Origin of the sequence: Tenacibaculum profundi, from assembly GCF_052050075.1 — a bacterium.
Taxonomy (GTDB): domain Bacteria; phylum Bacteroidota; class Bacteroidia; order Flavobacteriales; family Flavobacteriaceae; genus Polaribacter.
In genome coordinates this window covers 1,893,050-1,905,638 of sequence record NZ_CP197225.1, presented here as the reverse complement: position 1 = coordinate 1,905,638, position 12,589 = coordinate 1,893,050, and the positions used below count along the sequence as shown (strand labels likewise).

12 protein-coding genes are annotated in these 12,589 nt (G+C 30.6%); 4 read left to right on the top strand and 8 right to left on the bottom strand.

The window, feature by feature from the left end; all coding sequences use genetic code 11:
- The first annotated feature begins 90 nt into the window (after nucleotides 1–90).
- The gene (locus tag ACSIGE_RS07775) at nucleotides 91–2,817 is read left to right on the top strand and encodes a TonB-dependent receptor domain-containing protein (RefSeq protein ID WP_440879307.1); all 2,727 of its coding nucleotides are present in this window, start codon (nucleotides 91–93) and stop codon (nucleotides 2,815–2,817) included.
- A 105-nt stretch (nucleotides 2,818–2,922) separates the two neighbouring features.
- A complete protein-coding gene (locus tag ACSIGE_RS07770; RefSeq protein ID WP_440879306.1) occupies nucleotides 2,923–4,119 on the top strand; it encodes a hypothetical protein in 1,197 nt (398 codons plus the stop codon).
- A gap of 57 nt (nucleotides 4,120–4,176) precedes the next feature.
- On the opposite strand, the gene ACSIGE_RS07765 is transcribed toward ACSIGE_RS07770, so the two are convergent.
- From ACSIGE_RS07765 to ACSIGE_RS07730, 8 genes are all read right to left on the bottom strand, one after another.
- A complete protein-coding gene (locus ACSIGE_RS07765; protein WP_440879305.1) occupies nucleotides 4,177–4,986 on the bottom strand; it encodes a DNA/RNA non-specific endonuclease in 810 nt (269 codons plus the stop codon).
- Nucleotides 4,983–5,429 carry an acyl-CoA thioesterase gene (locus ACSIGE_RS07760; protein ID WP_440879304.1) on the bottom strand — a complete coding sequence of 149 codons (447 nt, stop codon included), beginning with the start codon at nucleotides 5,427–5,429 and terminating at the stop codon, nucleotides 4,983–4,985. The genes ACSIGE_RS07765 and ACSIGE_RS07760 overlap by 4 nt, the downstream gene beginning before the upstream one ends.
- A gap of 95 nt (nucleotides 5,430–5,524) precedes the next feature.
- On the bottom strand, nucleotides 5,525–6,601 hold the full coding sequence (locus ACSIGE_RS07755; RefSeq protein WP_440879303.1) for an ABC transporter permease: 1,077 nt from the start codon (nucleotides 6,599–6,601) through the stop codon (nucleotides 5,525–5,527).
- 104 nt (nucleotides 6,602–6,705) lie between these two features.
- Nucleotides 6,706–7,326, bottom strand: coding sequence for a hypothetical protein (locus tag ACSIGE_RS07750; RefSeq protein ID WP_440879302.1), 621 nt, complete (start codon nucleotides 7,324–7,326; stop codon nucleotides 6,706–6,708).
- Nucleotides 7,327–7,365: 39 nt separating this feature from the next.
- Nucleotides 7,366–7,596 (bottom strand): hexameric tyrosine-coordinated heme protein, encoded by a 231-nt coding sequence (locus ACSIGE_RS07745; protein ID WP_440879301.1) that lies wholly within the window; start codon nucleotides 7,594–7,596, stop codon nucleotides 7,366–7,368.
- A 14-nt stretch (nucleotides 7,597–7,610) separates the two neighbouring features.
- Nucleotides 7,611–7,871, bottom strand: a complete 261-nt coding sequence (locus ACSIGE_RS07740) for a DUF2024 family protein (protein ID WP_440879300.1) — start codon at nucleotides 7,869–7,871, stop codon at nucleotides 7,611–7,613.
- Nucleotides 7,872–8,289: 418 nt separating this feature from the next.
- Nucleotides 8,290–9,987 carry a lysine--tRNA ligase gene (gene lysS, locus ACSIGE_RS07735; protein ID WP_440879299.1) on the bottom strand — a complete coding sequence of 566 codons (1,698 nt, stop codon included), beginning with the start codon at nucleotides 9,985–9,987 and terminating at the stop codon, nucleotides 8,290–8,292.
- Between the two features lie 282 nt (nucleotides 9,988–10,269).
- Nucleotides 10,270–10,767 carry a DUF456 domain-containing protein gene (locus ACSIGE_RS07730; RefSeq protein ID WP_440879298.1) on the bottom strand — a complete coding sequence of 166 codons (498 nt, stop codon included), beginning with the start codon at nucleotides 10,765–10,767 and terminating at the stop codon, nucleotides 10,270–10,272.
- 131 nt (nucleotides 10,768–10,898) lie between these two features.
- Here ACSIGE_RS07730 and ACSIGE_RS07725 point away from each other — a divergent pair, with 131 nt between their 5' ends.
- Together ACSIGE_RS07725 and ACSIGE_RS07720 are read left to right on the top strand one after the other, a co-directional pair.
- Nucleotides 10,899–11,267: a BlaI/MecI/CopY family transcriptional regulator gene (locus ACSIGE_RS07725; RefSeq protein ID WP_440879297.1), complete on the top strand. Its 369-nt coding sequence runs from the start codon at nucleotides 10,899–10,901 to the stop codon at nucleotides 11,265–11,267.
- On the top strand, nucleotides 11,264–12,583 hold the full coding sequence (locus ACSIGE_RS07720) for a M56 family metallopeptidase (protein WP_440879296.1): 1,320 nt from the start codon (nucleotides 11,264–11,266) through the stop codon (nucleotides 12,581–12,583). The genes ACSIGE_RS07725 and ACSIGE_RS07720 overlap by 4 nt, the downstream gene beginning before the upstream one ends.
- The last annotated feature ends 6 nt before the right edge of the window (nucleotides 12,584–12,589 follow it).

Here is a 12,589-nt window from a genome sequence, read left to right as displayed (position 1 = left end):
CTAATAATGGAACAATAATTTACAGCTAACATTAGGTTTACAGCTTAGACTGAATTTTGCGACATAAGTAAACAGAATTCAAAGTTAGTGATGAAAAAAATGTTGTTCATAGCCTTTATAGGTTTATGTAATTTGGTCTTTTCGCAAGGTAAAGGAACTATTGCAGGGGTGGTTACCGACAAAGAAATGGGAGGAGAGTCTTTACCTTTTGCTAATGTTTTTATTAAAGGAACTTCTATTGGAGGTACAACTGATATTGACGGAAAATACGCTATTAATGTGCCAGCAGGAGCTCAAACTATCGTATTTAGTTTTGTAGGATATGAAACGGTAGAGAAAACGGTATTTGTTAAAGAGGGACAAACGGTCATTGTAGACCAACTTTTGGGTGCTAACCAAGGCGTACAATTAGAAGAGGTTAAAATTAATGCTTCAGTAAGTAGAGAGAAAGAAAGCGCTTTAATATTAGAACAGAAAAAAGCTGTGTCTATTAAAACAAGCATCGGAGCTCAAGAACTTTCAAAAAAAGGAGTTTCAAATGCAGCAGCTGCAGTTACTAAAACAGCAGGGGTATCAAAAGGTGCTAAGAATGTTGTAGTAAGAGGCTTAGGTGATAGATATAACTCTACAACATTAAATGGATTACCATTACCATCTGAAGATCCTGAATATAAAAATATATCATTAAGCTTTTTTGATACAAGTATTATTCAAAGTGTTGGAATAAATAAGGTGTTCTCTTCTGATATCAATGGTGATGTTGGCGGTGCAAATATTGATATTGTCTCTAAGGATTTACGTAAAAAGAGAGTAGCGAACTTAGGAGTTTCATTAAGTGGTAACTCGCAAACTTTGGTAAAGAAAAATTTTCAAACTATTGATGGAACAAATAGGTTAGGTATTCAGAAGTTAAATCATGAGATAACTGACCTTAATACATATTCATTTAGTAATTCTTTCAAACCAAAAACTCAAAACTTTCAATTGAATAATTCATTTTCTTTTAATTATGGGAAAAAGTATTCCGTTGGAGAAGAGGGAACTTTAAGTTATTTCTTTGTTGGAGGATTTAGCGGAGCTTACAATTTTATAGAAGGAAATATCAAACAAAATACCAATGATGGGGTAGCGGAGCCTTTTAGAGATATGGATTTCTCTGAATATACTTATAATACTTCTCAGTTACTTATGGGGAATTTAAAGTATAAATCAGGAAATGGATTAGATTTAGCATATAATCATTTATTTATTCATAATAACAAGCAGAGTGTGGGTGATTACTATGGGAAAGATGACCCACAAGAAGAAGGTGATTTAGTTTTTCGCCGTAGACAGCAAACTAATAATAACGAATTGTATGTAAATCAATTATTGGCTAAGTATAAATTTAATGATCGATTGACTATAGAAGGGAAAGGAGCTTTAAACTTTGTTAGAGGAAATGAACCTGATAGAAGAACTAATAATTATTTGACACGAAATGGTCAAACGGTTCCAAATCCGGGTAGTGCTGGGTATAATGAAAGGTATTTTTCAAAACTTCAAGAGAATGATTATGCAACAAAAGCAATATTGAGTTATAAATTAAGTTCAAACGAGGAGGATAAAAACGTATTCGATCTCGGGGTAGATTATCGATATACAGAGCGTTTGTTTGCGGCAACAATTTTTAATCATAATTTCTCTGGTTTTGATGTAGGAGTTGATGTCAATAATCCAGATGCCATCTTTAATCAACAGTCTGTTGATAATAATGTATTTGGATTTTGGACCGCTAGAGGTAGGCGTAATGATGATTTGAAAACATTTATACCATTTACCTATAGAGGAAAGCGTTTAGTAAGTGGTGCTTTTTCAAATGTAGTTTATCAACTAGGTGAAAAGTTAATTCTTTCTGGTGGGGTTAAATTTGAAAGAGCTGCTCAGAGAGTTACCTATGATACGAATATAGCGAGAAGTGAAGTGGATGGTCCATCTGAAATAGATAAAACGTATATATTACCTAGTTTCAATGTAAAGTATAGTTTTAATGATGATAATATTTTTAGATTGGCAGTAAGTCAAACTTATACCTATCCTCAATTCAAGGAAATAGCGCCTTTTAAATACCAAGATATAAACTTTGCAAGTCAAGGAGATCCAAACTTAAAGCCATCAGATAATTATAATATAGATTTAAAATATGAGCATTATATATCTTCTGGTGAATTAATTTCTTTAACAGGGTTTTATAAATTGATTAAAAATCCAATTGCTAGAAGTGAAATTTCTAGTGCAGGAAATACCTTAACTTATTTAAATGTAGGAAAAGATGCCTATGTATACGGGGTTGAATTGGAGGCAAGAAAAAAACTTGTTGATAATAAAGAAAAGGATTATCAATTAAAGGGAGGTTTAAATGCATCGTATTTATATTCTAGAGTTAATTTAAATTCTAATTCAATAGCACAATTTCAACAAAGTTCTAGTGAGTTAGAAGGTGCTACTCCGTTTTTATTAAATGCGGATTTAGCTTTTACCAAGAAGTACGAGAATAGTGAGTTTACCTCGTCAATTGTTTTAAATTATTTCAGTGATAGAGTATATTCTATTGGAACCAGAGGTTTTGAAAATATAATAGAGAAAGGAATTCCAACCTTAGATATTGTTTCTTCATTAAGATTAGCAAAGAAATATAGCTTGAAATTGAAATTAATGAACTTGCTGAATCCTGAATTTCAAACAAGTAGGGATGGTTCTGTGAACAAGAATAGTGTAGTGTTAAGAAATTATAAAAAAGGAGTAAATATAAGTTTAGGTTTTTCTTATGATTTTTAATCGTAAGCCTAAAATCATAGCGATTCATTAAAGATTAAGTATAAATAAAGAAATATTAGTAATGCAAATTTGCAGAGACTAAAACAAAATAATAATATAAATAAAATGAAAAAAATTATTTTATCAACGATAGCATTCTCATCTTTATTCTTTGCTTCATGTTCATTAGATAATGATGATGAAATTTCAGGAGTAAATCCAATTGAGCCAGTAACTACTCAAAATTTAGCAGGAAACTTAACTACTGATTTAAAATTACAGTCTGGATTTGATTATACTTTGACGGGAGCTTTATTGGTTAAAGATGGCGCTACTCTAACTATTGATCCAGGAGTAAGAGTTAAAGCCTTGGCAGGAGGAACTGATGTATATCTTTTAGTAGAAAAAGGGGGTAAAATTATTGCGAATGGTACAGAGTCAAACCCCATTGTGTTTACCTCAAACGCAACAAATCCTCAATCTGGTGATTGGGGAGGTATTATCTTAAATGGTAAAGCACCATTAAGTAGACAAAACGGTGCTGAAAGTAATTCAGCATCAGAGGTTAATACAGCTGTTATGTATGGGGGGGCTATAGCCAATGATAATTCTGGAGTTTTAAATTACGTAAAAATTGAATATACGGGAGCTAGAATTGATAATAATGCAGAGCATAATGGATTGACTTTAAATGGAGTTGGTTCAGGAACAACTATTTCTAACATCGCTATTTTAAACGGTGATGACGATGCCATTGAATTTTTTGGAGGTACAGTAGATGCAACAAATATTTTAGTTGTAAATGCTAAAGATGATATGTTTGATTTTACACAAGGTTATGTAGGTACTTGTACAAATTTATATGGAGTTAGAGAAAATGGTTTTACTGCGGTAACAGATGATCCTCGTGGGATCGAAGCTGATGGGAATTTAGATGGAATCACCCCTTCTGATATTAACCAATCTAATTTTATAATAAACGGATTGACCATCATAAATAATGCAGAAATGGTAAATTCCAATGGAGAAGCAATTGGTTTATCTGATGCAATCAAAATTAGAAGAGGAGCAGCTGCAAACATTACCAATGCTTATTTAGCTTTAGGGACTGGAGCAATATTTTCAGATGTTATCGATTTAAAAGATTCAAAAGGTGATGCAAACGATACTACGAGTATAACAGCAAATGTAAACCCTGCAAATGGTTTAGATTCTAGTGATATTAAGAATACTACTTCTGGTGGAGCAACAATTAATGTTACAGAAGCTACAACTGGGGGAGCTGATATTTCGGTTTTTGCTTGGACAGGATATAATTTTTAATGAGTAGCATAAAGTATGAAAACCGAGCATTAAGCTCGGTTTTTTTATGCTTTTATTTTATCTAAAACTCCAGTTTTTATACTGCGTTGATTTTTCTAAACGATTCTCTAAATCATTCGGTAAAGAAGGGAAAAAGTCGATCCCTGTTTTCTTTTCTATTTCGTCAATAGAAGTAACAAATTCATAAAGGGGTTCAGTACTTTCTTCGTGAGGCATTAAAAATGCGATTGCTTTAATTTCAGGTTCGGAGTAATCTAAAATAATCTTGTAAAATTCTTTTGGAATACTTACGTTTTCTTTTCCTATAGTTTTTAAATTATTATTTAAAATTCCCCCAGTAACAACATATAACTGATCATATTTCTTTGCCCAATACCTGGTTTTTTGTTCTAGTTTGTTCCAAATACCAGCATTAAACTTATGTTTTTGAGGTGAAATGTTAGAGGTGTAAAAAGTTTCATCATGCGCCTTTTTAGAAAATCTTCTGTCGCCGGCAGGACATAAATGACCTCTATCGTACCCTGATCTTTTATAGTTTCTCCAATCTGCTGATTTACTTTTAACTTTTGGGTCTCTAATGAAAAAAGGTCGTTTATGGTTTATTTTAACAACATCTTCACCTCTCAATGAATAAGCAACCCATTCAGCTTGTTCATGATTTTCGTTATATGATAACTGATAATTTTCATGATGAATAATAACGCCTGTTGTTGAGGTAGGAAGGTAATTAAAGTTTTGCAACTTTTTGCTTTTAGACAAAGTATGCTCTACTTTATTTTGTTTGTTTTTTTCTGATTTATTGAGCCAAAAACTTACAGCAAAACCAACTAATAATACAAAGACTTTTATTTTTCTTGATGTTGTCATGATGGTTTGATTAAAATTTCTTCAAAATTTTCTGTTTTTTCAACTTTATTAAATATTGAGAGGAATTTGATTGGGGGAATTGTTAATTTTCTCTTAGCTAAGTCTAACCAAGCGCCATATACATTTATAATAGCTGAAAGTTCTTTGTTGTTATTGAAAACTTCATGTTGAATTTTCCATCTTTCAGCATTTTTTGATAAGCCAAGTAATTTTAAATTAACCGTTATATCTTCTCCTAAATGAATTTCTTTTAAAAATTTTGTGTTTTCCTCAAATAGAATAGGGCCAATTTGTTCTTTAGTGAAATCATGTACGGTTATATTCTGCTTCTTAAAAAAGCGTAACCTACATTCTGCTGCATAATCGTTATAGGCCGTATGACGCATATGAATATTGGCATCGAAGTCAGCCCATTTGGTAACAAAGTTTACTTCAAAGTTCATTGTAATCGTATTTTGAACGAAATTAATTAAATTCTATAAAAAGACGTTTGAAAATTTTAAAGTGTTGTTATTTGTATGCTATAGGTCCTTGTTTTTTATGATTTAACATCTAAAACATCTCTTAGTACATTACCTAAAAGCATAAAAGACATTACCAAACACATTATGGCAATTCCAGGCACAATTGCTAAAAAAGGTTTTCCTAAGATGATATAATTGTAGTGATTTTTTATCATAGATCCCCATGAAGGAATTGGCGGTTGGGCACCTATTCCAAGAAAGCTTAGGCCACTTTCAATGAGTATAGCTGACGCAAAGTTTGCTGCTGAAATAACAATTATTGGAGCAAATATATTAGGAATAATATGCTTAAAAATAATTCTGAAATCTGAGTACCCTAAAGCTTTTGCAGCCTCAATATATTGCTCTTCTTTACAACTAATTACTTGGCCTCTTACGATGCGAGCTATTTCTACCCACATAGTCAATCCGACGGCAATGAATACTTGCCAAAAACCTTTGCCAAGTACTAATGTTATCGCAATAACAAGAAGTAAGGTTGGAATAGACCAAGTAATATTAATTATGAGCATAATTAGGGTGTCTATTTTACCTCCAAAATACCCGGCAATTGCTCCAATAGGAATTCCTATGATTAATGAGATAAACACAGCTACAAATCCTATAGAGAAAGATATTCTTGTACCAATGAGAAGCCTACTTAACAAATCACGCCCATACTTATCAGTTCCAAGCCAAAATGTTTTATTCTTTATGAATTTTCTAGGTTCATTTTTGAAAATTTCAAGAGGGTATAACTTGCTCATCCCTTCTGGATATTTACCAATTTTTAAATGATTATTTTCTATAGCATATGATCTAATTGGTATTTCCGGGTCTATTTTTGCTTTTCCTTGAAAAAGTGTTTCAAAAAAGTTGGTTTTAGTTTTTTTATGAGAAGGTATTGTAAGCATTAGACAATTAAAACCTGGTGGCTTCGAATGAATTTCTAAATGCATTTTGTTAGCATTATTACTGTTATCGGGAGTTAGAAAATAGCAAAATATTGAAATTAAAGCACAGGTTATGATGTAGATTAAGCATAAGAGACCTAATCTGTTTTTTATGAATTTTCTGAGTGCTACACCCCAAAGAGAAATTGATTCATTCATAAGTCAAAGCTAAATAAATGAATCTCTACGATCAACTTTTTTAAGAAAGAATGTGCGTAATAATATTTTTTAATTTTTAGAATTCTAAAAAAAAGTAAAAACAGTTATGTGAATTTAGTGATCAATGAAATAAGTTTTGATTCAACTTCATCATAATTTACATGCCCAAATTGAGAAAAAAGAATTTCATAAGAATCATTAAAGATTACCATAGTGGGGGTTCCTTTAAATTGGTTAAGAACAAAGGTTAAAGCTAAACTATCTAAACTTTTTAGATAGTTATATACCTTGCTGTGTAATGTTTTCTTTTCAAATTCAGGCCAAAGGTTAAATTCAGGATGAAGTTTACAAATGATTGAGGCCGCCTCATTAAAATTAAAATTTTCGTCAACTATTTTGTCAAATGCAACAGGAAAATTTATGGGATGTGGATAGTTATCAAAGCCATGTTGTTTGAGTACTTTTCGAGTTTCTCCAATTGTTTCACCTTGTTCGATTAATTTTTTTGTATTTATTGCTGTATTATAATTGAAATCTTCAAAGGCTGTTGATATTCCAATAAAACTAACTTTATCTTTAAATTTTTCATAGAGTTTATTAACAATGGGTATTCCGTAAATGAAACACCCAGGACAATTGACTTGAAAAATAAATAGAAAATTGATTTTATTTAAATTAAAATTTCCTTGGATGATTTTACCATAATGTAAATTTAATTTTTTCATATCTATAAATAATTCATTTGTTATGAGTAATAAGCTACTTTATTTCCAATAATTATTGGCTGCAGCGACTGTCTGAAAATTTAAAGCCACAACTTGAGAAGCCATAGTTAACCCTTTTGCATCATTAGCATAATTAGGACGACTTTTTTTTAAAATTTCGATATCGGGTTGGGTATATTTAACACCCATACGTGAGAGTTTAATCGCTAATTCAAAGCCTTCTTCTGGTGAATTGGTAATTAAGCTTGGTAACCATTGTTCTTTAAGCATAGTTAAATTTTGAATTAATTACAATTTTCCATTTCGATTATATAATATCCCTTGTCCAATATTTGTTTTTCAACATCATCAGGAGCTTTTTCCATATGACAAAATTTACATTCATTTGTAGAGAGTTTATAGTTTGGAAGACCTTTGTTATTTAGGTAGTCTTTACCATAGGCGTATACGTTTTCAATAGATTCATTATCCTTAACAATGATGTCAAAATGCATTATTATGCTGTTTCCTTTAGGAACATATGTGTCGTAGACTGATACTTTCATAAGTGTTTCTTTAAGTTTAAAATTTATTTTACGAGACAAATATAGTTAGTAATCCTAACTAAAAAAAATAAGTTTTATAAATTTTATTTATTGATAGATTATTTTCTCTAATAGGTTACATACAGTTTATAACTTTGAAGTTGTTTTTTCATTGAATTCTATTATGTATCTATATAATAGAAAAGTTATATGTTTAATTTTAAATTTAGGAAGAATAAAGTATTCTTGATTTCGAATATGATTTTTATTTTGAAAAGCAATTTTTGAATTATTAATAGATTTACTATCTAATGAAAATTATTTTTTAAAAAATAGCATGAAGTGATTTGGGTAAAGCGCTATTGCTTAAATTAAATTATTAATAGTACTAAAAATAGGTCATAAAAAAAGGCTGTCAAAAAACAGCCTTTTTTATATTTTAAATTGCTTCAACAAATAACCCTTGCTCTGTTTTTTCAACTTTAGCAAGTTTATTTTTTGTTAAACCTTTAATAGTCTTATCCCATTTTTTATTACTTAAACCACTTTTGGATTTTAAGTCATTAAGATCAATTTTTGTAGCTTTTGTAATGATTTCTAAAACAGATCGTTCATCATCATTTAATTCAATAGTAGGAGCTTTTTTTTCTGGTTTCATTTGTGGAAAAAAGAGAACCTCTTGAATAGATTGATTATTTGTTAAGAACATGATTAAGCGATCAATACCAATTCCCAAACCAGATGTAGGTGGCATTCCGTATTCTAGTGCTCTTAAAAAGTCCTGATCAATAAATTCACCCGCTTCATCATCGCCTCTTTCAGCTAATTTTAATTGTGCTTCAAAGCGTTCACGTTGATCTATAGGGTCATTTAATTCTGAGTAAGCATTGGCAATTTCTTTACCGCAGACCATTAGTTCAAAACGTTCTGTCAGTTCTGGATTATCGCGATGCTCTTTACAAAGAGGAGACATTTCTTTAGGATAATCGGTTATAAAAGTTGGCTGAACATAGTTGCCTTCGCATTTTTCTCCAAAAATTTCATCAATTAGCTTTCCTTTACCCATAGTTTCGTTTACCTCTATTCCCATTCCTTCAGCAGCTATTCTTATTTGATCTTCAGTTTTTCCAGTAATATCAAACCCTGTAAAATGTTTAATCGACGCGGCCATTGTAACCCTTTTATATGGTGCCTTAAAGTCAACTTCATGATCTCCAAAAGTTGCTTTAGTTGTTCCATTAACAGCTATAGCACAGTGTTCGAGAAGTTTTTCTGTAAACTCCATCATCCAGTTGTAATCTTTATACGCCACGTAAATTTCCATGGCAGTAAATTCTGGATTGTGTGTTCTATCCATGCCTTCATTTCTGAAGTTTTTAGAAAATTCATATACACCATCAAAACCTCCAACAATTAAACGTTTTAAATACAATTCGTTTGCTATACGCATGTACAAAGGTATGTCAAGAGCATTGTGGTGTGTTGTAAAAGGTCTGGCTGCAGCACCTCCTGGAATTGGCTGTAAAATAGGGGTTTCTACCTCGAAATAACCAGCGTCGTTGAAAAATTGACGCATGGCTGAAAATAATTTTGTTCGCTTAACAAAAACTTCTTTTACGTGAGGGTTCACTACCAAATCTGCATAACGTTGACGATAACGAAGCTCTGGATCTGTAAAACCATCGTAAGTATTGCCTTCAGAATCTACTTTTGGTAACGGTAACGGTTTTAATGATTTACTTAGTAAGGTGAAATTTTTGACTAGCACAGTAGGCTCTCCAACTTGTGTTACGAATAATTCTCCTTCAACTCCTATGAAGTCACCAATATCTAATAATTTCTTATATATGTCATTGTATAATGCTTTATCTTCTCCTGTACAAATTTCATCTCTATTAAAGTAAACTTGTATCCTTCCATAACTATCTTGCAATTCAGCAAAAGAAGCTTTTCCTTGAATACGACGAGACATTAATCTACCAGCAATAATTACCTTTTTACCTTCTTTGAAATCAGCTTTAATTTCCTTTGAATTTGTGTCTAAGGGAAATAAATCTGCTGGGTATGGATTAATGCCGAGCTCTTTCAGTTTGCTAAGCTTTTCTCTTCGTACAACTTCTTGTTCTGATAATTGCATTGCTTTGTTTTTTACGTTTTAAAATTTAAAGCTACAAAGATACAATCTATTACTTATTATTCAATGTGGTGTTGAATCAGTTTTTAGGGTTTGTTTTTTTTTTAGTTTAATTTTAATTTATATATTTGCAGGCTGTCTTGTTAAAAAGGCAGTATTTAGTTGTGTTGTTAAGGTGCTTTAAGGCACCGTGGTTTTGTTACCAATGGAAAGCTTCCCTGAAATGGGTTGCTTTTTTTTTGACGCTATTTAGTGCTACATAAAGTTTATTGGATTAATAAAAAATTAAAATAAACCTTCTCTGTGTTCCCATAACTTTATTAAAAAAATAGTAAAATAAGTAAATGCTACAATGAATTTAAGAGTAATTGATACTATAAAACCGACAAAAGCTCCAAATGAAGCTTTTAAAACTCTTTTAATATTTTGATTATAAATAAGTTCACCAATGAACGCGCCTAAAAGAGCACCTATAATTATTCCAAAAGGAACAGGAATAATCATTCCAATTATTAATCCAATGGTTGTCCCGTATATGCCAAACTTTGTGCCACCAAATTTCTTTGTGCCAATAGCAGGGATAAAATAGTCTAAAACAAAAATAATTAGAGCGATAATAAATGTTGTCAACAAAAATATCACATTCATAGGGACAGCCTCTGTTATATGAAGAATCCATAAGCCAAACCAACCTGTTAGTGGACCGGGTAGAATAGGCAAAAAAGAGCCTATAATTCCCAAGCAGGAAAAAATAAAGGCAATGGTTAGTAAAAATAAATCCATAGATTATTTTTTAGTTGTTATGATTACATAAACAATAGACTAAAAATGTTAAAATTTGTTACATATAACTATAAAATTAGTTTAAACTAATTTTATAGTTATATTTGTAAATGTTTGATAATAAGAATATGATGAATAAGCAATTAACAAAAGGGGAAGAGCAAATAATGAAAGTTTTATGGAGTTTATCTGAAGCTTCTGTCAAAGAAGTTATTGAAAAATTAGAGTCACCTAAGCCAGCCTATAACACAGTTTCTACAATCATTAGAATTTTGGAGACAAAAAACTTTGTTGGACACAAATCAAAAGGTAGAGGGTACGTTTACTTTCCATTAATAGAAAAAAGTGATTATAGTAATCAGAGTCTACATAAGTTAATGAATGGGTATTTTGAAGGTTCTTTTAGAAGTATGGTTTCTTTTTTTATGAAAGAGAATAAATTGGATGTCAATGAACTCGAGAGTATAATGAAAGAAATTAATAAAAATGATAAGCTATGATCAATTACATTATCCAAGTAATATTGTTTCAGGGGCTATTCATATTATTTTATGACTTATTCCTGAGTAAGGAAACTTTTTTTAAACAGAATAGAGGGTATTTAATAATCACTTTGTTGTTGTCTTTTTTTATACCAAAAATTGATTTTTCTGTAGTGTCAAATGAAATTGTAAAGAATTATATTATTCAGTTACCAGAAATTGTTTTATCACCTCAAGGTGTAATTGAAAAAACATTTTGGTATGATTCGTTGTACAACTTTAAAATAATATTTGTTATCGGTGCTTCAATTTCGTTTGTAATTTTTACGTTAAAATTAATTCAGATTTCAAGGTTAATCTTGAGTAACCGAATTAAAAAAGAATCTGAATATAATTTGGTGTTTTTAAATAATGGATTAAGAGCATTTTCTTTTTTTAAATACATTTTCATAAGTGAAAAAATCGAAGGATTCAAAAAAGAGCAGATTATTAAACATGAACTAATTCATGTAAAACAAAATCATAGCATTGATTTGTTAATTATAGAGGTGCTTCAGGTGCTAATGTGGTTTAACCCTTTATTACTAATATACAAACAAAGAGTAATGGTTTTGCATGAATACATAGCTGATGCTAATGTGGTAGAAGAAACAGGAAGAGTTAATTATATTAATAATTTATTGTCAGAAGTATTTCAGGTTGAATGTATTCCATTTATTAATCAATTCTACAAACATTCTTTAATCAAAAAACGAATTATTATGATTAAGAAAAAACAATCTAAAAAAGTTAACAACTTCAAATATTTATTGATATTTCCAACTCTAGTAGCAATGATTTTATACGCTTCAATAAGTACTGCTAAAGCTGATGATGAAACAGCTGAAAATATTTTGATGAAAATTATTAATGAGAGAAATAAAGAGAAAGAGGTTGAGAAAACACAAAGAGTAACTAATTCCGTAACTCCAAAAGTAGCCCCTTATAAGTTAGTTCATAAAGGACCGATTTTTCCAGGATGTTATGAGGATGCGACCAAAGCATGTTTCAATTCTAAAATGTCAGATTTTATTGCAAAAAATTTTGATATGAATAGCCTTCGAAGTTTGAGTACTGATTTACCACCTGGTAAGAAAAGAATCTATGCTATTTTTAAAATAGCTACAACCGGTAAAATTATAGATATAGAAACAAGAGCACCAAATAAAAAATTGAGAGATTATACACGTAGGGTTATAGAAAAGCTGCCCAATATAACTCCTGGTGAGAATGAATTGGGGGAAAAGGTTATTGTTGGTTATACCTTACCTATAACTTTTAGTATTGAAAAGTAAAATTCA